Source organism: Streptomyces sp. NPDC058685, assembly GCF_042714725.1.
In the GTDB taxonomy this organism is placed as follows: domain Bacteria; phylum Actinomycetota; class Actinomycetes; order Streptomycetales; family Streptomycetaceae; genus Streptomyces.
In genome coordinates this window covers 179,986-199,176 of record NZ_JBHXSL010000003.1, presented here as the reverse complement: position 1 = coordinate 199,176, position 19,191 = coordinate 179,986, and the positions used below count along the sequence as shown (strand labels likewise).

Below are 19,191 nucleotides of genomic sequence, written 5' to 3'. Positions count from 1 at the left end.
ACCTCACCCCTGGAGCAGGATCACTTCCAGGGTGCGGGGGCCATGGACGCCCTCGAGACGGTCCAGTTCGATGTCACTGGTGGCGGACGGGCCGGAGATCCAGGTCAGCGGGCGGGTCGGGTCCAGGCGCGGCATCGCCTGCGGCACCGAGGCGACGACCTGCTCGGGGGCGCGGACGACGCAGATGTGCAGATCGGGGACGAGGGTCAGTGCCCGGCGGCCCTGCCCGGGGCCGGCGTCGAGCACGATCGTGCCGGTCTCGGCGATCGCGAGGGCGCATCCGCTGACCACCGCGTCGGTCGCGTCGAGTTCGTACGCCGTGAGCGGTCCGCCGTCGCCGCGCCGTTCGGCCTCGGTGGCCGCGAGCCACTCCTCGGGCAGGCCGTCCGGCACCGCGACGGAGCGTGCTCCGTGCCCGGCCAGCAGGTCGCCGATCAGTCCCGGCAACGCGGCGGGCGTACTGCGGTGCACGATCGCCCGGTAGTCGGCGAGGTTCTCGTGCAGCAGGTCCAGGACGAGGGCCGGGTCGTCCGGTGTGTGGGTGGCGAGGTAGTCGCGTGCGGCTTCGGGCACATCGGGCGCGTCGCCGACGGCGGCTCGGATCCGGCCGAGGATGCGGTCGCGTGAGGAGGTCATCGGCGGTTCTTCTTCCACCAGTCGCGGAAGGACTCCGCGGGCACTTCGGGCAGATCCCTGCTCGCCGTCCATCCGCCGGCGCCCGGTGGTTTCGCCGGATGGAACCTGCGGGTCCTCGACGCGAGTCGCTCACCGGCGGCGAGCGCGCCGGGATGGTTCAGCACCCAGCCCGCCGCCATGATCGCGGCCTTCTCCAAGCGGTGTCCCTTGCCGCCCTTCTGTGCGACCGACTCCCGCAGATGGACGAGGACTTCGGGGATGTCGATGGCGACCGGACAGACCTCGTAGCAGGCGCCGCAGAGCGAGGAGGCATACGGCAGGGAGGCGTCGATGTCGCTCTGGATGCCGCGCAGTTGAGGGCTGAGGATGGCGCCGATGGGGCCGGGGTAGACCGAGCCGTAGGCGTGACCGCCGGCTCGCTCGTACACCGGGCAGACATTCAGGCACGCGGAGCAGCGGATGCAGCGCAGTGCCTGCCGGCCGACCTCGTCGGCGAGGGTGTCGGTGCGCCCGTTGTCGAGCAGGACCAGATGGAAGGTCCGCGGCCCGTCGGCGTCCGCCGTCCCGGTCCACATGGACGTGTAGGGGTTCATCCGCTCGGCCGTCGAGGAACGGGGCAGGGTCTGGAGAAAGACTTCGAGGTCCCGCCAGCTGGGCACGACCTTCTCGATGCCGACCACGGAGATCAGGGTCTCGGGCAGGGTCAGACACATCCGTCCGTTGCCCTCCGACTCGAAGACGACGAGGGTTCCGGTCTCGGCGACCATGAAGTTGGCCCCGGAGACGCCCACCTTGGCGCGCAGGAACTTCTCGCGGAGGTGGAGCCGGGCCGCCTCCGCGAGTTCGGCCGGGGTGTCGGACAGTCCGTCGGGCGCCGCCCGCCCCCAGTCCGCCATCCGGCTGCGGAAGATGTCACGGATCTCGCCGCGGTTGCGGTGGATGGCGGGCACGAGGATGTGGGAGGGCCGGTCGTCGCCGAGCTGCACGATCAGCTCCGCGAGGTCCGTCTCGTACGCGGCGATCCCCTCGGCCTCCAGCGCTTCGTTGAGGCCGATCTCCTGCGTCGCCATGGACTTGACCTTGACGACCTCCCGTTCGCCGGTGGCCTTGACCAGATCCGCGACGATGCGGTTGGCCTCGTCGGCGTCGGCGGCCCAGTGCACCACGCCGCCCGCCGCGGTCACCCGCTCCTCCAACTGCACCAGATACCGGTCCAGGTGACGGAGCGTGTGGTCCTTGATCTGTTTACCCGCCTCCCGCAGCAGCGACCAGTCGGCGAGCTCGGCGACGGCCTTGGCCCGCTTGTCGCGGATGGTGTGGGTGGCGTGCCGCAGATTGGCCCGCAGGGTCGCGTCGTGCACCGCGGCCTTGGCGGCGACGGGGAAGGACGGCATACCGAGATACGTCCCGCTCATACGTGGGGCTCCTCTTCCGTCGCGCTGAGGATCTCGGCGATGTGCAGCGCCCGCAGGGGCTCGTCCTGGCGGCGGATGATTCCGCCGATGTGCATCAGACAGGAGTTGTCGGCGCCGCACAGGACGGAGGCCCGGGTGGCGACGGCGTTGCGGACCTTGTCCTGGCCCATGGCGGCGGAGACATCGGGGTTCTTGACGGCGAAGGTGCCGCCGAATCCGCAGCACTCCTCGGCGCCGGGGAGCTCGCGCAGCTCCAGGCCCTTGACCGCTTCGAGGAGCCTGCGAGGTCTGTCACCGAGCCGCAGCATGCGCAGGCCGTGGCAGGAGGGGTGGTAGGTCACGGTGTGCGGGAAGTACGCGCCGACGTCGGTGACCCCGAGCACGTCCACCAGGAACTCGGTCAGTTCGTACGTCCGCGACGGCAGACCGGTCTCCCCGAACTCCGGATAGTGGTCGCGCACCATCGCCGCGCACGACCCGGACGGGGTGACGACGTACTCGTACTCCTCGAAGACCCTGGCCGTCCGCTCGACCAGGGGCCGGGTCTCGCGCCGGTAGCCGGTGTTGAACTGGGGCTGCCCGCAACAGGTCTGCCCGGGCGGGAAGTCCACCTCCACCCCGAGTCGTTCCAGGAGCCTCGTGGTCGCGATACCGGTGGCCGGAAACATCGCGTCGTTGACGCAGGTGACGAAGAGTGCGACACGCATGGTCGGAGGATATGCCGCGACCGCGGACCCCGGTAGGTCCCGCGATCAGCCGGATGGGGCAGACTCGGCGGGGTGAGGAAGATCTATGTGATCGGCATCGGGGCGGGCGACCCCGACCATCTGACGCTCCAGGCCGTCAAGGCGCTGAACAAGGCGGATGCCTTCTTCATCCTCGACAAGGGTGAGGAGAAGGCGGATCTGACCCGGCTGCGCCGGGACATACTCGACGCGCACATCGACGACCCCGGATACCGGCTTGTCGAGGCCCGCGATCCGGAGCGGGACCGTCAGACATCGGACTACTCCCCCGCCGTCGACGACTGGCGCCGCCGCCGCGCGGATCTCTACGAACGGTTCATCGCCGAGGAACTGGCCGACGACGAGTGCGGAGCCTTCCTCGTCTGGGGCGATCCCGCGCTCTACGACTCCACACTCGGCATCCTGGAGGAGATCCTGGAGCGCGGCGCGGTCGCCTTCGACCACGAGGTCGTTCCCGGCATCAGCAGCGTCTCCGCCCTGCTCGCCAGGCATCGCACCGGTCTGAACCGGGTCGCGCGCCCGGTGCAGATCACCACCGGCCGGCGGCTCGCCGAGGGCTGGCCCGAGGGCGTGGACGACGTGGTGGTGATGCTCGACGCCCGGCAGGCGTTCACCCGCCATCTGGACCAGGACCTGTACATCTACTGGGGCGCGTACGTGGGCACCGAGGACGAGATCCTGGTGTCGGGCCGGCTGTCGGAGGTGTCGGACCGCATCGAGGAACTGCGGGCCGCGGCGCGCGCCCGCAAGGGCTGGATCATGGACACCTATCTGCTGCGGCGCGGCTGAGCAGGGCGAGCACCCCTGGCACGTCCTCGGCGGCCGGTACTCCTGCGGGCACCGGCGGACGGCGGACCACGACGACCGGCAGCCCCAGCGACCGGGCCGCCGTGAGCTTGGCCGCGGTGGCCGGTCCCCCGCTGTCCTTGGTGACCAGCACGTCGATGCGGTGGCTCCGCATCAGGTCCAGCTCGCCGTCGACGGTGAACGGGCCCCGGGCCAGGAGCGTCTCGGTGTGCGGCGGCAGGGGCGGCTCGGGAAGCTCCACGGACCGTACGAGGAAGTGCGGTTCGGCGAGTCCGGCGAAGGCGGCGAGGCCGAGCCGTCCGGTGGTGAGGAAGACCCGCCGCCCCAGGGCCGGCAGCCGCGCCGCCGCATCGGCGAGGGAGAGCGCGTCGTGCCAGCGGTCTCCGGGCCCGGCGTGCCAGCCGGGCCTGCGCAGGGCGACGAGCGGAGTGCCGGTGAGGTCAGCGGCCCGGGCGGCGTGGGCGCTGATCACTTCCGCGAACGGATGCGTGGCGTCCACGACGGCGTCCACACGCTCGGCGCGCAGCCAGGCGGCCAGTCCCTCGGTGCCGCCGAATCCGCCGACGCGCACGTCACCGGCCGGCATTCTCGGCTGTGCCACCCGCCCGGCGAGCGAGGTGGTGACCCGGGCGCCGCCGGGCACGGCGAGCTCGGTGGCGAGCTGCCGTGCCTCGGCGGTGCCGCCGAGGATCAGGATGTGCGTGCCGGTCATGGCCCCGAGGCTACGTCGCCGCGGCTCATGGACCCGATCGAGGGCCCCGGGAGCGCCCGGGCCAGGGTCCGGCCCTTTCAGTGGACGAGGTGCAGGGCTTCCGGTGAGCGGTGGATCAGCGTGGGGAGCATCGCCGGCGCCGGCCGGTCCTCGTCGATGCGCAGCCCGGGCATACGGCGCGTGAACAGCTCCAGGGTGAGCCGCAGTTGTTCACGGGCGAGCCGGGAGCCGGGGCAGCCGTGCGGCCCGTGCCCGAAGGCCACGTGCTGCCGCGAGGGGGGACGGGTGATGTCGAAGACGTCCGCCCGCTCGTGGCGGCGCTCGTCCCGGTTGGCCGATCCGTAGGCCACCAGAAGCGTGGCTCCCTCGGGCAGCTCGGTCCCGGCGACGGTGACGGGCCGCGTGGTGACCCGCCGGAAAGCCTGCACGGCGCTGTCGTAGCGCGCGGCCTCCTCGACCGCGGCGGGGATCAACTCGGGTTCCGCGCAGAGCAGTTCCCACTGGCGGCGGTCGCTCAGCAGATGCAGGAACGCCGTCCCGATCAGCGCGGTGGTGGTGAGGTGCCCGGCGATCAGAAAGTTCTGGAGGTCGGCGGCGAGTTCGTGGCGCTGGTCGAGGGTGAGTTCGCCGTCGCCGGGCGCGAGCGCCGCGACCATGCCCGAGCAGAGGTCGTCGCGCGGGCACTCGCGCCGGTCGCGCACATAGCCGTCCAGGAGTCTCTGGAGGGCGACGATGTCCTCGGCGGCGCTGATCTGTTCGTCCGTTGCCAGCGGGCGGAACAGGAGTTGCTCGGCGCGGTGGCCGCCGTGGACGACGGCGGGTACGTCCACCGGGTCGAGGCCGATCAGCCGACCGACGACCTGGCCGGGCAACTGCCGGGCGTACGTCTCCATCAGTTCGAAACGACCGTCCGCCGCGAAGCTGTCGACGAGCGTCTCGGCGCGCTCGACGGCGAACGGCACCAGGGCGGCGACCCGCGCGGCCGACAGCCCTCTGCTGAGCGGAGCCCGGCGGCGCTGATGGGCCTCCCCGTCGCTGGAGACCACGGTGGGGCGGCCGCCGAACCCCCGGCCGAGGATCTCCAGGGCCGGGGGCGAGGGCAGCACATCGGGCAGGAGGGCCCGCCGGGAGGAGAAGTCCTCCGGTCTGCGCAGGACCTCCCGTACGTCCTCGTCCCGCGCGACCAGCCAGGCGTCGAACTCGGGGACGAAGGTGAGGCCCGCGCTCCGGCGGGCTCGCTCGTACAGCGGATAGGGGTCGCGGTACAGATCGTCGAGCCTGGCGTGATCGGCTCTGGCCACGCGGCGCCTCCGGGGGCGGCAGAAGGACCGGCGGCCGGCCACCGGTCGGTCCGGCCATGGTGCACCCGCTTGCGGGCGCCCGAGAAGTACGCCGCCGGCAGGGGTGACCTTCTCGTACGGCTTTCGGAGCAGGTCCTCGAACAGCTGTCAGAACAGCAGCAGTTGCAGACCGCCGAGCACGGTCGCCGCGATCACCAGCCGTTCGAAGAGCACCTGGTCGATGCGGTCCGCGCACCACTTCCCGAGCATCGCTCCCGGCAGGACGAACAGGACGAGGACCGCGTCCAGCAGGAGCGAGGTGCGGTCGATGAGCCCGAGCCCCACGCTGAACGGCACCTTGGACACGTTGACGATCAGGAAGAACCACGCGGACGTGCCCAGGAAGCCCAGCTTCCGGAAGCCCGCGGAGAGCAGATACAGGGACATGACCGGACCGCCCGCGTTGGCCACCATGGTGGTGAACCCGCTGAGCACCCCGTACGAACGAGCCTTCAGCCGGCCCCGCCCGCTCTCCGACGACGGCGCTTCCTCGTCCCCCGAAGACCGGCGGCGCAGTCCGGTGACGCCGGCCATCAGCAGCAGAATCGCCCCGATCGAGGTACGCACGACCTGGTCGTCGGCCCAGAACAGGAACACGGTGCCGACCACGACGCCCGCGGCGACCGCCGGGAACAGCCGCAGCAGCGTCGGCCAGTGCGCATGGCGCCGATAGATGAGCACCGCGACCACGTCGCCGGCGATCAGGATGGGAAGGAGGACGCCCGTCGACTCGCGGGCGGGGAGCACGGCGGCGAAGACCGCCAGGCTGACGGTGTTCGCGCCGCTGACCGCCGTCTTGGAGAACCCGACCAGCGCGGCCGCGGCGGCGAGAGCGACCAGTCCCCAGCTCACAGTGATGTCCATGCCAGGAACCGATGCTACGGCCACGGAAAACCGAAAAGGCCGTACCGGATGATTCCGATACGGCCTCCGACCTGCGAAGTCGCTGGTCGGGACGACAGGATTTGAACCTGCGACCCCTTGACCCCCAGTCAAGTGCGCTACCAAGCTGCGCCACGTCCCGGTGCCCGTCTGACCTGGGGTTTCCCCCGGCCGAACGCGCATGAGAACAATACCGCACTTCCCCGGGTGGTCACGAACCGCTTTCCGCACGGACGGCGCATACCGGACCGGCCCACAGAAGCGCTTGACCTCAACCAAACCTGAGGTTGCACGGTGGTCTTCATGACGACGACATCGACCACGCGCACAGCGATCTCACCGGACCCCGACGCAGCGCCCGGGCGCGCAGCACCGGACCCCGACGCACCCGGACTCGTCGCGCCGCACCCCGACACATCGGACCTCGGAGCACCCGACCTCGACACATCGGACCTCCGTCGGCTGATGGCCCTGATGACGGGTGACGAGAAGCACGGACCCGCGGCGACCTCCACGCTCGACGCCTTGTGGGTGCTCTACGACCGCGTCCTGCGTGTCTCGCCCGCCACCGCCGACGCACCCGGCCGGGACCGGTTCCTCCTCTCCAAGGGGCACGGCCCCATGGCGTACTACGCGGTCCTCGCCGCCAAGGGCTTCTTCCCCGAGGCCTGGCTGCCCGGCTTCGGCTCGTACGACTCACCTCTCGGGCATCACCCCGACCGGACACTGGTGCCCGGGGTCGAGATCGGCAGCGGTTCACTCGGGCACGGGCTGCCCCTCGCCGTCGGCACCGCGCTCGGGCTGCGGGCCCGCGGCCTCACCGACCCGCACGTATGGGTCCTGATCGGGGATGCCGAGCTCGACGAGGGCAGCAACCACGAGGCCATCGCCTACGCGGGGCCCGCCGGTCTGGAACGGCTGCACACGCTCGTGATCGACAACTCCTCCGCCACCCACGGCTGGCCCGGTGGCATCGCCTCCCGGTTCGAGGCCGCGGGCTGGTCGGCGCAGACCGTCGACGGCCGGGACCACGAGGCGCTGCACGCCGCGTACATCGCCCCGCATCCGGGGCGGCCGCGGGCCGTCGTCGCCCGGGTCGAGCCCAAGAACCCGTGAACCACCGCACCGCCCGGACCACAACACCGCCCGCACCACAACACCGCCCGCACCACCGCACCACCCGCACCGCCCGGAACACCCGCACCGCCCGGAACACCCGCACCGCCCGGAACACCCGCACCACCCGCACCGCCCGGACCACCGCAACCGGATACCACCCGAGGGGATTTTGATCATGGACACGATGCGTGACCGGTTCATCGCGACCACGAGCCGCCTGCTGGACGAGGACGCCCGGCTCGCCGTCGTACTCGCCGAGATCAGCAGGGACGGCTTCGACGGGGCGCACCGCAGGCACCCGGACCGCGTGGTCAATGTGGGCATCCGGGAACAGCTGCTGCTCGGGGTCGGCGGCGGCATGGCCCTCGCCGGGATGCGTCCGGTCATGCACACCTTCGCGAGCTTCCTGGTGGAGCGGCCCTTCGAGCAGGTGAAGCTGGACTTCGGCCACCAGGACGTGGGCGGTGTGCTGGTGAGCGCCGGCGCGTCCTACGACTGGCCGGCGGGCGGCTTCACCCATATGTCACCGGGCGATGTGGCGCTGCTCGACACCCTGGAGGGCTGGACGGTCCATGTGCCCGGCCATCCGGACGAGGCCGAGTCGCTGATCCGGCACGCGGTGGCGGGGGACGACCGGGTGTACGTCCGGTTGTCGCTCCAGTCGAACGCACAGGGGCTCGATGTCAACGGCGCCCGCTTCCTCCGCCTACGCGAGGGGAACGCCGGAGTGGTCGTCGCGGTCGGCCCGATGCTGGACGACGTCCTCGCCGCCACGGAGGGTCTCGATGTGACCGTGCTCTACGCCACCACGGTGCGGCCCTTCGACGGCGAGGCGCTGCGCGCTGCTGTGGCCGGCGCGCGGGCGGCGGACGTCGTGCTCGTCGAGCCCTATCTCGCCGGCACCTCGACCGCCGCCGCCAACGACGCCCTCGCCGAGCTGCCGCACCGGGTCCTGGGCCTCGGCGTCTCCCGCGAGGAACTGCGCCGCTACGGCTCCATGGACGAACACCTGGCCGCGCAGGGCCTCGACGCGCAGGGTCTGCACGATCGGATCAGCGGCTTCCTCGGACTCGGGCGGTAGCCCGCACCTTCTCCTTCTTCACGGAGGAGCGGTCCTCAGGGAGGGGCCGGTCTTCAGAGCTCTTCCGGCACCGACAGATCGGGGTGCGCATCAAGGAGCTTCTTCGGAGCGGCCTGGCGCCAGGAGTCGAGGAGGATCGCCCGGAGCTCCTCCTCGTCCTCCAGCGCCGCCAACCGCACGCGCAGCCAGGGCCACTGGTCGTCGTGGCCGACGCGGATGAAGAACTTCTCCGGCTCGGCGGCGATCAGCTCCTCGCGGTCCTCCCTCGGGCACTTCACCCCCAGCACCTTGTCCTCGTCGTCCAGCGAGGCGAACAGCTTGCCCTTGTCCACCCGGAACGTGGGCAGCCCCCAGGAGAGCTTCTCCAGCGCCCCCGGCAGGGAGAGCGCGATTCTGCGTACGTCGTCGGCGGTCGCCATGGGACGACCGTACGACGCCGCACCGACACTCGCCTCGCGACGGCCCAACTCCCCCTAACTGAGGCCCGATCGCCCCACACGGGCCGCTCCCGACCCATTGACCCCCCGTAAGGCCGGAACCTACGCTGTGCGACGTATCTAGAAAGCGCTTTCTAATTCACGGTCCGCACACCAGCCACCGGGAGCGCAATGAGCAGGCACCGCACACGGCTCCGCCGGAGAATCCTCTTCCATTCCACCGTCGTCACGGCACTTCTCGCGCTCGTCGTCGGGCTCGGCCTGGCCTCCCCGCCGCGGGCCGAAGCGGCCGCGGCCTACCGGGTCCTGGTCTTCTCCAAGGTCACCAACTTCACCCATGACTCCATCCCCGCCGGGATCGAGGCCATCAAGAAGCTGGGCAGCGAGAACGGCTTCGAGGTCGAGGCCACCGACGACGCCTCCGCCTTCACCGACGCGAACCTCGCGCGCTTCCAGGCGATCGTCTTCAACAACACCAACTCCACGCCGGAGTCGGGCGATCTGCTGGACGCGACGCAGCGTGCCGCGCTCCAGAAGTACGTCCGCGGCGGTGGCGGCTGGGTCGGTCTGCACGCCGCGTCGGCCAGCGAGCGCGACTGGACCTGGTACGAGGGTCTCGTCGGCGCCATCTTCGACAAGCACCCCGCCGTCCAGACCGGGCGGGTCAAGGTCCTCGACCAGGCGCACCCCTCCACCAAGGGTCTCCCGGAACTCTGGGAGCGCTCGGAGGAGTGGTACAACTGGCGCACCAACCCCACCGGCAAGGTCCACACGCTCGCGCAGATCAAGGTGCGCGACGGCATCACCGGGCTGGACGAGGGTGTCGACCATCCGTGGTCCTGGTGCCAGAACTACGACGGCGGCCGCTCCTGGTTCACCGCCGGCGGGCACGCCAAGGCCGCCTTCGACGAGGCCGCGTTCCTCAAGCATCTGCTCGGCGGCATCCAGTGGGCCGCGGGCGACAAGCCCGGTGACTGCACCGCGGGCAAGACAGGTGCCTTCCAGCGCACCCCGCTCGCCACCAGCGATCTGGCCGACCCCTTCGAACTGGCCGTCGCGCCCGACCGCCGGGTGTTCTTCATCCAGCGCACCGGCAAGGTCAAGGTGATCGACCAGCAGACGCTCAAGGTCACCACCGCACTGGACTTCGCCTACACCCCGGAGATGACGAGCCAGTCCGACGGTCTCCTCGGCCTGGCCCTGGACCCCGGCTTCGCCGAGAACCACTGGCTGTATCTCCTGAACTCCGACAAGACCGAGAAGCGGATCAATCTGTCGCGGTTCACGGTCACGGGCAACACGATCGACCCCGCCTCCGAGAAGCGGCTGCTCGCCATCCCCACCCTGCGGGGCGAGGGCAGGGCCAACTCCCACATGGCCGGCTCGATCGCCTTCGACAAGAACGGCGATCTCTACATCGCGACCGGGGACAACACCGACCCCTTCGCCTCCGACGGCTTCGCACCCATCGACGAGGGTGAGGGCCGCCGCGCCTGGGACGCCCAGGGCACCTCGGGCAACACCAACGACCTGCGCGGCAAGGTTCTGCGCATCACGCCGAAGGACGACGGGACGTACAGCGTCCCGGAGGGCAACCTCTTCGCGCCGGGTACGGACAAGACGCGTCCCGAGGTCTACGCGATGGGTATGCGCAACCCGTTCCGGATCACCACCGATCCGCAGAGCGGTGCGCTGATGGTCGCGGACTACGGTCCCGACGCCCGTGAGGCCAAGGCGGACCGCGGCCCCGAGGGGACGGTCGAGTACACCCGGATCACCAAGGCCGGAAACTTCGGCTGGCCGTACTGCATCGGCAACAACACCCCCTTCAACGACTACGACTTCACGACCAGGACGTCGGGGCCGAAGTTCGACTGCTCCGCCCCGGTCAACGACTCCCCCAACAACACCGGGCTCACCCGGCTGCCGCCGGCCCAGCCGGCCACCGTCTGGTACGCCTACTCCGCGTCGCCCGAGTTCCCCGAGCTGGGAACCGGTGGCGGCGGGCCGATGAGCGGTCCGGTCTACGACTACGACCCGGCGAACACCTACCGCACCAAGTTCCCGGAGTACTTCGACGGGAAGTGGCTCACCTACGAGCTCACCCGCACCTGGTTCAAGGCGTTCTCGTTCCAGCAGAAGGACCAGACGTTCACCGATCCGCGCTTCGCCCCGGCGAAGGCCGGTGATCTGCACTCCATCAACGGGATCTTCGGCGACATGAAGTGGAATCAGCCCTTCGACGCCGACTTCGGGCCCGACGGAGCGCTCTACGTCATCGACTTCGGTCTCGGCAGCGGCACCGGCCGCGGCGGCAGCAACGAGGGCTCGGGCATCTACCGCATCGACCACGTCGGTGACGACCGGCTGCCGGACGCCAAGGTGACGGCCACACCCGACAGCGGGAAGTCGCCGCTGACGGTGAAGTTCTCCAGCGCGGGATCAGGTCTGCCGAACGGCACACCGGTGACGTACGCCTGGGACTTCGACGGGAACGGCACCACCGACTCGACGACGGCCAACCCCACCCACGTCTACCGGACCAAGGGCCGTTTCACCGCCCGGCTGACGGTCACCACGCCCGGGAAGCTCAGCGGCCTCGCGGTCACCGACATCACCGTCGGCAATTCCCGGCCCGAGGTGACCATTCAACAGCCTCCGAACGGCGGGATGTTCAGCTTCGGCGACACGATCCCGTTCAAGGTCAAGGTCACGGACCGCGAGGACGGGGAGATCGACTGCTCGCGAGTGGTCGTCCAGTCGCAGCTCGGCCACGACTCGCATCTGCATCCGCTGGACAACTACACCGGCTGTGCCGGTGAGATCCGGACGGACGCCGGCGACAGCCACGGGCCCGGCCAGAACCTCTACTACGGCATCACCGCCCAGTACGAGGACAAGGGAGCCCCGGGCGCACCGGCGCTCACCGGTTCCACCTCGCTCACCCTGCGCCCGGCGCTGCGGGAGGCCGAGCACCACACCTCCACCGGCGGCGCCCACGGCGGTGCGGTGGTGGCGAGCCGCGCGGACGCCTCCGGCGGCAAGCGGCTCACCGAGATCGAGGACGGCGACTGGATCCGCTTCGATCCCGTGCACCTCAAGGGGATCGACTCGGTGACGGTCGGCGCGGCCTCGGGCGGACTCGGCGGCACGGTCGAGTTCCGTTCCGGATCGCCCACCGGCTCCCTGCTCGGCAGCGTGAGCGTGCCGAACACCGGCGACTGGGGCAATGTCGTCTCACCGACGACACCCCTGAAGTTCGCGGGGATCAGCGCGCCGCTGTACGCGGTCTTCTCCAACCCGCAGTGGACCGCCGACAAGCCGGACCTGTTCGCGGTGGACTGGCTGCACTTCAACGGACGCGGCGTCGAGAAGCACCCGGGGACGAAGGTCACCGTGCAGGCGGCCCCGGCCGCCGGCACCGCGCCCCTCGCCGTCCAGCTGACGAGCACCGTGAAGCCGCTGACGGGCCGGACGATCGCCTCGTACCACTGGGACTTCGGCGACAACACCAAGCCCACCGCCCCCGAGGGCGCGACGGCCGCGCACAACTACACCAGGCCCGGTACGTACACGGCGCATCTGACCGTCACCGACAACGAGGGCGACACCACCAGCGCCTTCGCCCGCGTCACCGTGAGTTGAGGCAGGAGCAGAGATGAGAGGAGCTGACATGAACGACACCCGACGCGCCTTCCTCGGAACCGCTCTGGGCGCGGCCGCGGCGACCGCCGTGGGCACACCCGCCCGGGCCGCCGAGACGGGCCGGTGCCGGCGGCGCATACCGCCGTCCGGCCTCGGCATGCACCTGTACACCATGCGCACCCCGCTGGCGACGGACTTCAAGGGCACCCTCGCCCGGCTCGCGGACATCGGCTACGCGACGGTCGGGGTGAGCGGCCGGCACGGCAACAGCGCGGCCGCGATCCGGACCATGCTCGACGAGACCCGTCTGAAGGCGGTGCTCGAACACGTGGGGTACGACATCGTCCGCGGCAGCGGTCTGCCGCAGGCCCTGGAGGACATCCACACCCTCGGCGCCCGGTGGATCGTCGTCCCGAGCCTGCCCGGCGCCATGCACACGCCGGCGGGATTCCGGGAAGCCGCCCGGGAGTTCAACAAGGCCGGGCTCGCGGCCCGCGAGGCCGGGCTCGGGCCGCTCCTGTTCCACAACCACGGCCTGGACCACCAGGTCGTCGAGGGCGAGAACCTGTACGACATCCTGCTGAGGGAGACCGACCCGCACCTGGTCGGATTCGAGCTCGATGTGTACTGGGCGGCCAAGGGCGGCGCCGATCCGCGGTCGCTGTTCGTGCGCCACCGCCGGCGCTTCCCCGCGCTGCACGTCAAGGACATGGCCCCCAACGGCGACTTCGCCGATGTCGGTTCCGGTGTCCTCGACTTCCGCTCGATGTTCGGGACGGCGGACAGCGGCGGCGTACGGCAGTGGCTGGTCGAGCACGACGCACCGGCCGACCCGTTCGCCACGGCCCTGAACAGCTACCGGTACCTCTCCCGGCTGAGGTACTGACGGCGGCAGGCCGACACGCGACTGAGCCTCGCACCCCGATGGAGGGGTGCGAGGCTCAGGGCGTTGACGGGCGAGGCGGTCCGGGACCTGCCCGGTGCCGTACTCCGGTCCGGGACCTGCGCGGTGGCGCGCGCCGCGCGTGTCAGTCCGCGGCGGAGGCCGCGCCGAGGAGATGGCGGATGTGACTGGTGGCCTCCCGGAACTCCGGACGCCCCATCGTGTCTGTGTAGTTGCGCCGGGCCGGCAGCCCCACCTCGATGATCTCGGTGATGGTGCCGGGCCGCGGGCTCATCACCACCACCCGGTCGGCCAGGTAGCAGGCTTCCGAGATGGAGTGGGTGACGAGCAGCACGGTGGTGCCCGTCTCCCGCCAGATCCGGTTGAGTTCCACGTTCATCTGCTCGCGGGTCAGTGCGTCGAGCGCTCCGAACGGCTCGTCCATCAGCAGCACCGGCGGTTCGTGCAGCAGCGCACGGCACAGCGCCACCCGCTGCTGCATACCGCCGGACAGCTCGTGCGGGTAGGCGTCCTCGAAGCCGCCGAGGCCGGTCATGGCGATCAGCTCGTCGACGCGCCGCCGGGCCGCCGGGCCCGGCATCCTGCGCATCTCGGCCTGGAGCAGGATGTTGCGGCGGGCCGAGCGCCACTCCAGGAGGGCCGCGCGCTGGAAGACGTACCCGATGTCGTGCCGCGGGCCACGCACCTGCTCGCCCGCCAGCCGGACATCGCCGGCGGACGGCTTCAGCAGACCGGCGACCAGCTTGAGCAGGGTGGACTTCCCGCAGCCCGAGGGGCCGACGATGGCGACGAACTCGCCGGGTGCGACATCGAGGGAGACGCCCTCCAGCGCGGTGACGTCCCGGTTCTTGGTGCGGAAGCGCACGGCCACGTCGGCCAGACCGACCGCCGCGGGCTGCCGCCCGTCCTTGTCCAGCTGCACTGCGGGCTCCCGCACCGTCGTCTCTCTCGCCATCGTCATCCCTTCATTGCCGTGGCGCTGTCCCAGTACTCCGCCACGGCCTTGGGGCTCTTGACCAGGCCGGCCTCGGAGAAGACGTCGATCGTCTGCTGCCAGTCGGCGTCGGTGTTGACGCCCGGCGCCTTGCCCTGGGTCGCCTGCGTGTGCAGCAGTGTCAGGGTCGTCTTGAACTGCTCGGACAGCACCTCCTTGGGCGGGAGTTGCTCGCTCGCGCCGTCCATCGCGCCGACGGCCGGGTCGGGTGACTTCTCGGCTGCGGCGAAGGACTCGCTGACCGCCTTGGCCATGCGGGCGGCCACGTCCTTCTTGGTGGTCAGGAAACGCTGCCCGGTGATGAGGCCGTTGGAGTAGAAGTTGAGCCCGTTCTCGGAGAAGCGCAGATACGCGACCGGCTTCTTGGCCTTGTTCTGCATGGTGGGGCCCTGGTCGCTGGCGTAGCCGAGCAGCCCGTCCGTCTTGCCGGAGATCACCGCGGCGATCTTGCCCGCCTGGTCGGTGTTCTGGACCTTGACGTCCGACTCCTGGAGGTTGTTCTTCTTCAGGAAGATCGGGAACGTCTTGGAGAGCGCGTCGCCCGCGGTGCCCGCGATGGTCTTGCCCTTGAGATCGGCGGGGGCCTTGATGCCCTGCGACGCGAAGAACTGCACGGAGGACGGCGTGGTCTGGAGGAAGACACCGAGGCTCTTGACCTTGACGCCGGAGTCGACGCCGGAGAGCACCGCGGGAGTGTCCGCCCAGCCGAAGTCGGTCTGGCCCGCGCCGGTGGCCTGGACGGTCTTCTGGGACCCCTGTCCGGCCTGGATGGTGAGGTCGATGCCGTGCTTCTCGAAGATCTTCTGCTGCTTGCCGTAGTAGAACGGCGCGTGCTCGCCGTACGGGTACCAGTTGAGGGTCAGGGTGACCTTGTCGAGCTTCTTGCCCGAGTCACTGGTGCTCTTGTCGGAGCCGTCCTCACCGCAGGCCGTGGCGACCAGGAGCAGCGGAACGAGGCCGATCAGAACTCTGCGCGCAGTCATGGCTGGTCCTTCTCGTCAGCGTGGGTCGTGCGGGATCAGTAGGCGGTGGTGGCACCGGAGTCCCGGCGGCTGGCGTGCCACGGGAGCAGGAACTTCTCGGCGATCTCGACGAGGACGAAGAGGATCACGCCGATCAGCGACATCACGAGCAGTCCCGCGAAGAGCATCGGGGTGTCGAGGTTGCCGTTGGCCTGGAGGATGACGTAGCCGAGTCCCTCGTTGGCACCGACGAACTCGCCGACGACGGCGCCGGTGACGGCGAGTGTGACCGCGACCTTGAGGCCGGAGAAGAGGTGCGGGAGGGAGGCGGGGAACCGGATCTTGACGAAGGTCTGCCAGGAGTTCGCGCCCATGGTGGACGACAGCTGGAGCATCTCCGGGTCGACCGCCTTGAGTCCGGTCACCATCGAGATGACAACGGGGAAGAAGGCGATCAGCACGGCGATCAGGATCTTCGGAGCGATGCCGAAGCCGAGCCAGACGACGAACAGCGGCGCGATGGCGATCTTGGGGACGACCTGGGCGAAGAGCAGGATCGGGTAGAGCGTCTTCTCGACGGTCGTCGAGTAGACCATGATCACCGCGGCGGCGACCCCGACGACGACGGCGATCAGGAAGCCGAGCAGCGTCTCGTAGGTGGTCACCCAGGTGTGCTGCCAGAGGTAGTCGGTCTTGCCGGTCAGGACGTCGAGCGTCGCGCCGGGCGAGGGGACGAGGTAGGGCTCGACCAGTTCGGCCGCGGCGATCGCCCACCAGGCGCCGAAGCAGACCAGCAGCAGCGCCACGGGGCGCCAGCTCCGGTCCAGGGCGCGGGTGATCCGCTCCCCCGCTCCCGGCTTGTTCCGCTGGGCAACTCCCGCCACTTTCTCGGGGGTCGCGTTGATGACGCTCTGGCTCACGGGTCAACTCCTCCGGTCTCCGGAGCGGCTAAGAAGAGCTGTGGACTGGCATGTTCGGAAAACGCTTTCAGAAAGCGCTTTCTGGTAAGGTGTCGCCACGCTAATGACTGCCTGTACGCACGGTCAATAGGTCGTCCCGAAGTTTCGGGGGGTGCGGTGAGTGAACGGCAAGCAACACCCGTCCATGTGACGCTCGACGTGGTCGCGCGGCAGGCCGGGGTCTCCCTGGCCACGGCCTCCCGCGCACTCAACGGGACCACACGGGTCCGGGAGGACCTGCGCCGGCGGGTCCGAGCGGCCGCGGACCTGCTCGGCTACATACCCAACGCCCATGCCCAGGCGCTCGCCAGCGCCTCCAACAACACGGTCGGACTGATCTGCCACGACGTCGGCGACCCGTACTTCGCCGCGATCGCCGCCGGAGTGATGCGCGCGGCCGCCGAGCAGGACCTCCTCGTCATGCTCGCCAGCACCTTCCGGGAACCCGAGCGCGAGATCGCTTACGTCTCCACGCTCCGCGCGCAGCGGGCCCGCGCGATCCTGCTCATCGGCTCGGGCTTCCAGGACCGCGCCTGGGAGCGGGCCCTCGCCGCCGAACTCGAACCGTACGTCCGCGCCGGCGGCCGGGTCGCGGTGGTGAGCCGGCACCGCAGCCTGCGGGTGGACGCCGTCCTGCCCGAGAACCGCGCCGGCGCGGCGGCCCTGGCGCGGGCTCTGCTCGGCCTTGGGCACCGGGAGTTCGCCGTGCTCAGCGGCCCGCCGGAACTGACCACCGTGTCCGACCGGCTGGCGGGCTTCCGCGAAGGTCTGGCCGCGGCCGGCATCACACTGCCCCCGGAGCGCGTCGTGGAAGGCCCGTTCACCCGCGACGGCGGATACGCCGCCGCGCGCGAGCTGTTGACCCGCCCCAGTCGGCCGACCTGCGTCTTCGCCGTCACCGACGTGATGGCGGTCGGAGCCCTCGCCGCCTTCCGGGAGGAGGGCGTCCGGGTCCCCGAGGACATCTCCCTGGCGGGCTTCGACGACATCCCTCTCGTACGGGAGCTCTCGCCGCCCCTGACCACCGTCGCCCTGCCGCTCGCCGCGATGGGGCAGCAGGTCATGGCCCTCGCGCTGCGCGAGCCGCGCGGACCGCGGTCACGCGTGGTGCGGGCCGGCGGCGAGGTCGTCCTGCGTGCCAGCGCCGCTCCACCGCCACCCGATTCCCCTGCGGAAAGGACCCGTTGATGACCGCGCAGAGCCCGCTGACCGTCCTGAGCACGTCCCCCGTGCACGCCACGATCGACCGTGTCGAGACCTTCGCGGTCGCGCTGCCGACCCGCCGCTCCTTCGGCGTCTCGGGAGGCGCCGTCGCCGTCGCCGGACAGCCCTCGATACGGGTGCTGGTAAAGGTGACGGCGGACGGGGCCCACGGGTGGGGCGAGGCCACGCCGCTGCCGGCCTGGACCTACGAGACGGCCGAGTCCATCGTCACCACCATCGACCGCTATCTCGCCCCGGCCGTCATCGGCACTCCCGTCTGGAACCTGGACGCCGTCGACCGCGCCTTCGACCGGGCGATCAACCGCGGCTTCACCATCGGGGCGCCCCTCGCCAAGAGCGCGGTCGACACGGCCCTCCACGACCTGCTGGGGCGGGCCGCCGGCGTACCGCTCGGCGTGCTGTGGGGACAGCGCCGCTCGGAGACGATCGAGCTCGGGTGGATCGTTTCCGGGCAGTCCCCCGCCGAGGCCGGGGACAGCGTGGCGGAGGGATCGGACGCCGGCCACCGGGCGTTCAAGGTCAAGATCGGGCTCCATGACGAGGACACGGACGCCGCCGTGGTGGCGGCCGTGCGCGAGCACGCGCCCGGCGCCCCGGTGTGGGTGGACGCCAATCAGGCGTACACGGTGGACGCCGCACTGCGCATGGCCCGGCGGCTGGACGACCTCGGCATCACCGCCTTCGAACAACCGCTGCCCGCCAACGACATCGCGGGACTGCGCCGGCTGCGGGAGCACTCCCCCGTGCCGGTGGCCCTCGACGAGAGCCTGCGCCACCCGACCGATCTGGCGACCTTCGTGCGTCTGGAGGCCGTCGACGTGGCGATCGCCAAGGTGCAGCGCAGTGGCGGACTCACCCTGTCGCGCCGGCTGTGCTCGCTCGCGGAGGACTGCGGGGTGCGGCTGATGGGGTCGGGGCTCACCGACTCGGATCTGGGGCTGGCCGCGTCGCTGCATCTGTTCTCGGCGTACGGCATCGACACCCCGGTCGACCTGAACGGGCGGCAGTTCATCGACTCGCCGTACGCGGGTGAGACCGTACGGGTGGAGAAGGGAGTGGCCCGTGTTCCCGACGCGCCGGGTCTCGGCGTGGAGGTCGACGAGGCAGTGGTGCGCGAGCTGGCCGTCGACGTACTGGAGCAGCGGGCGTAACCAAGGGCCTGGCAGGCGGAATACGCCGGTGCACGCGCTCCTTGCGCCCCGTGTACGCGCCACGCGCCGAAACGCGCCGCTGTGCGCGGGCAGCGCCGGGCCGGGCGTCGCAAGCCCGATCCGGCCACGCCGCTCCCCGCCCGAACCCGTGCCGTGGCTGTCCTCCTGACGCACACG

General features: G+C 70.6%; 17 protein-coding genes and 1 tRNA gene. 7 read left to right on the top strand and 11 right to left on the bottom strand.

Annotated features, from left to right (window positions below):
• Nucleotides 1–3 precede the first annotated feature (3 nt).
• Genes ACFWU3_RS04070 through ACFWU3_RS04060 form a run of 3 tightly spaced genes read right to left on the bottom strand, consistent with a single transcriptional unit; the run spans nucleotide 4 to nucleotide 2,758 of the window.
• On the bottom strand, nucleotides 4–636 hold the full coding sequence (locus ACFWU3_RS04070) for a lactate utilization protein C (RefSeq protein WP_384430735.1): 633 nt from the start codon (nucleotides 634–636) through the stop codon (nucleotides 4–6).
• A complete protein-coding gene (locus ACFWU3_RS04065) occupies nucleotides 633–2,051 on the bottom strand; it encodes a LutB/LldF family L-lactate oxidation iron-sulfur protein (RefSeq protein ID WP_384430732.1) in 1,419 nt (472 codons plus the stop codon). Before ACFWU3_RS04065 ends, ACFWU3_RS04070 begins: the two co-directional genes overlap by 4 nt.
• Nucleotides 2,048–2,758: a (Fe-S)-binding protein gene (locus tag ACFWU3_RS04060; RefSeq protein ID WP_384430729.1), complete on the bottom strand. Its 711-nt coding sequence runs from the start codon at nucleotides 2,756–2,758 to the stop codon at nucleotides 2,048–2,050. The genes ACFWU3_RS04065 and ACFWU3_RS04060 overlap by 4 nt, the downstream gene beginning before the upstream one ends.
• A 72-nt stretch (nucleotides 2,759–2,830) precedes the next feature.
• Here ACFWU3_RS04060 and cobF point away from each other — a divergent pair, with 72 nt between their 5' ends.
• Nucleotides 2,831–3,586, top strand: coding sequence for a precorrin-6A synthase (deacetylating) (cobF, locus tag ACFWU3_RS04055; RefSeq protein ID WP_384430726.1), 756 nt, complete (start codon nucleotides 2,831–2,833; stop codon nucleotides 3,584–3,586).
• Here cobF and ACFWU3_RS04050 read toward each other — a convergent pair.
• From ACFWU3_RS04050 to ACFWU3_RS04035, 4 genes are all read right to left on the bottom strand, one after another.
• Nucleotides 3,555–4,316, bottom strand: a complete 762-nt coding sequence (locus tag ACFWU3_RS04050; protein WP_384430722.1) for a cobalt-precorrin-6A reductase — start codon at nucleotides 4,314–4,316, stop codon at nucleotides 3,555–3,557. The two genes, cobF and ACFWU3_RS04050, sit on opposite strands and share 32 nt — an antisense overlap.
• A 77-nt stretch (nucleotides 4,317–4,393) precedes the next feature.
• Nucleotides 4,394–5,617 (bottom strand): cytochrome P450, encoded by a 1,224-nt coding sequence (locus ACFWU3_RS04045; RefSeq protein ID WP_384430719.1) that lies wholly within the window; start codon nucleotides 5,615–5,617, stop codon nucleotides 4,394–4,396.
• A gap of 147 nt (nucleotides 5,618–5,764) precedes the next feature.
• Entirely contained in the window at nucleotides 5,765–6,520 is a 756-nt protein-coding gene (locus ACFWU3_RS04040; protein ID WP_384430714.1) for a sulfite exporter TauE/SafE family protein, read from the bottom strand.
• Nucleotides 6,521–6,603: 83 nt separating this feature from the next.
• Nucleotides 6,604–6,680 (bottom strand) — tRNA-Pro (locus ACFWU3_RS04035).
• Nucleotides 6,681–7,003: 323 nt separating this feature from the next.
• On the opposite strand from ACFWU3_RS04035, the gene ACFWU3_RS04030 reads away from it, so the two are divergent.
• Entirely contained in the window at nucleotides 7,004–7,654 is a 651-nt protein-coding gene (locus ACFWU3_RS04030) for a transketolase (RefSeq protein WP_384431020.1), read from the top strand.
• Between the two features lie 178 nt (nucleotides 7,655–7,832).
• The gene (locus ACFWU3_RS04025) at nucleotides 7,833–8,738 is read left to right on the top strand and encodes a transketolase family protein (protein ID WP_384430712.1); all 906 of its coding nucleotides are present in this window, start codon (nucleotides 7,833–7,835) and stop codon (nucleotides 8,736–8,738) included.
• A 53-nt stretch (nucleotides 8,739–8,791) separates the two neighbouring features.
• Here the strand turns inward: ACFWU3_RS04025 and ACFWU3_RS04020 are convergent, their stop codons facing one another.
• Nucleotides 8,792–9,157 carry an MmcQ/YjbR family DNA-binding protein gene (locus ACFWU3_RS04020; RefSeq protein WP_384430709.1) on the bottom strand — a complete coding sequence of 122 codons (366 nt, stop codon included), beginning with the start codon at nucleotides 9,155–9,157 and terminating at the stop codon, nucleotides 8,792–8,794.
• Between the two features lie 189 nt (nucleotides 9,158–9,346).
• Here ACFWU3_RS04020 and ACFWU3_RS04015 point away from each other — a divergent pair, with 189 nt between their 5' ends.
• Together ACFWU3_RS04015 and ACFWU3_RS04010 are read left to right on the top strand one after the other, a co-directional pair.
• Complete coding sequence (locus ACFWU3_RS04015; protein WP_384430705.1) at nucleotides 9,347–12,820, top strand: ThuA domain-containing protein; 3,474 nt, start codon at nucleotides 9,347–9,349, stop codon at nucleotides 12,818–12,820.
• Between the two features lie 28 nt (nucleotides 12,821–12,848).
• A complete protein-coding gene (locus ACFWU3_RS04010; protein ID WP_384430702.1) occupies nucleotides 12,849–13,706 on the top strand; it encodes a sugar phosphate isomerase/epimerase family protein in 858 nt (285 codons plus the stop codon).
• Nucleotides 13,707–13,848: 142 nt separating this feature from the next.
• Here ACFWU3_RS04010 and ACFWU3_RS04005 read toward each other — a convergent pair whose 3' ends face one another.
• Genes ACFWU3_RS04005 through ACFWU3_RS03995 form a run of 3 tightly spaced genes read right to left on the bottom strand, consistent with a single transcriptional unit; the run spans nucleotide 13,849 to nucleotide 16,600 of the window.
• Nucleotides 13,849–14,679, bottom strand: coding sequence for an ABC transporter ATP-binding protein (locus ACFWU3_RS04005; protein ID WP_384431017.1), 831 nt, complete (start codon nucleotides 14,677–14,679; stop codon nucleotides 13,849–13,851).
• 2 nt (nucleotides 14,680–14,681) lie between these two features.
• Nucleotides 14,682–15,701, bottom strand: coding sequence for an ABC transporter substrate-binding protein (locus ACFWU3_RS04000; RefSeq protein WP_384430699.1), 1,020 nt, complete (start codon nucleotides 15,699–15,701; stop codon nucleotides 14,682–14,684).
• Nucleotides 15,702–15,736: 35 nt separating this feature from the next.
• A complete protein-coding gene (locus ACFWU3_RS03995; RefSeq protein ID WP_384430696.1) occupies nucleotides 15,737–16,600 on the bottom strand; it encodes an ABC transporter permease in 864 nt (287 codons plus the stop codon).
• Between the two features lie 186 nt (nucleotides 16,601–16,786).
• Here ACFWU3_RS03995 and ACFWU3_RS03990 point away from each other — a divergent pair, with 186 nt between their 5' ends.
• The gene (locus ACFWU3_RS03990; RefSeq protein ID WP_384431014.1) at nucleotides 16,787–17,827 is read left to right on the top strand and encodes a LacI family DNA-binding transcriptional regulator; all 1,041 of its coding nucleotides are present in this window, start codon (nucleotides 16,787–16,789) and stop codon (nucleotides 17,825–17,827) included.
• A complete protein-coding gene (locus ACFWU3_RS03985) occupies nucleotides 17,827–19,014 on the top strand; it encodes a mandelate racemase/muconate lactonizing enzyme family protein (RefSeq protein ID WP_384430693.1) in 1,188 nt (395 codons plus the stop codon). The genes ACFWU3_RS03990 and ACFWU3_RS03985 overlap by 1 nt, the downstream gene beginning before the upstream one ends.
• Nucleotides 19,015–19,191 lie beyond the last annotated feature (177 nt).

What these genes read in the sequence shown, in the direction of transcription:
- ACFWU3_RS04070 (WP_384430735.1), bottom strand. Translation starts at nt 636, where the DNA reads ATGACCTCCTCACGCGACCGCATCCTCGGCCGGATCCGAGCCGCCGTC.
- ACFWU3_RS04065 (WP_384430732.1), bottom strand. Translation starts at nt 2,051, where the DNA reads ATGAGCGGGACGTATCTCGGTATGCCGTCCTTCCCCGTCGCCGCCAAG.
- ACFWU3_RS04060 (WP_384430729.1), bottom strand. Translation starts at nt 2,758, where the DNA reads ATGCGTGTCGCACTCTTCGTCACCTGCGTCAACGACGCGATGTTTCCG.
- ACFWU3_RS04050 (WP_384430722.1), bottom strand. Translation starts at nt 4,316, where the DNA reads ATGACCGGCACGCACATCCTGATCCTCGGCGGCACCGCCGAGGCACGG.
- ACFWU3_RS04040 (WP_384430714.1), bottom strand. Translation starts at nt 6,520, where the DNA reads ATGGACATCACTGTGAGCTGGGGACTGGTCGCTCTCGCCGCCGCGGCC.
- ACFWU3_RS04030 (WP_384431020.1), top strand. Translation starts at nt 7,004, where the DNA reads ATGGCCCTGATGACGGGTGACGAGAAGCACGGACCCGCGGCGACCTCC.
- ACFWU3_RS04025 (WP_384430712.1), top strand. Translation starts at nt 7,833, where the DNA reads ATGGACACGATGCGTGACCGGTTCATCGCGACCACGAGCCGCCTGCTG.
- ACFWU3_RS04020 (WP_384430709.1), bottom strand. Translation starts at nt 9,157, where the DNA reads ATGGCGACCGCCGACGACGTACGCAGAATCGCGCTCTCCCTGCCGGGG.
- ACFWU3_RS04015 (WP_384430705.1), top strand. Translation starts at nt 9,347, where the DNA reads ATGAGCAGGCACCGCACACGGCTCCGCCGGAGAATCCTCTTCCATTCC.
- ACFWU3_RS04010 (WP_384430702.1), top strand. Translation starts at nt 12,849, where the DNA reads ATGAACGACACCCGACGCGCCTTCCTCGGAACCGCTCTGGGCGCGGCC.
- ACFWU3_RS04005 (WP_384431017.1), bottom strand. Translation starts at nt 14,679, where the DNA reads ATGGCGAGAGAGACGACGGTGCGGGAGCCCGCAGTGCAGCTGGACAAG.
- ACFWU3_RS04000 (WP_384430699.1), bottom strand. Translation starts at nt 15,701, where the DNA reads ATGACTGCGCGCAGAGTTCTGATCGGCCTCGTTCCGCTGCTCCTGGTC.
- ACFWU3_RS03985 (WP_384430693.1), top strand. Translation starts at nt 17,827, where the DNA reads ATGACCGCGCAGAGCCCGCTGACCGTCCTGAGCACGTCCCCCGTGCAC.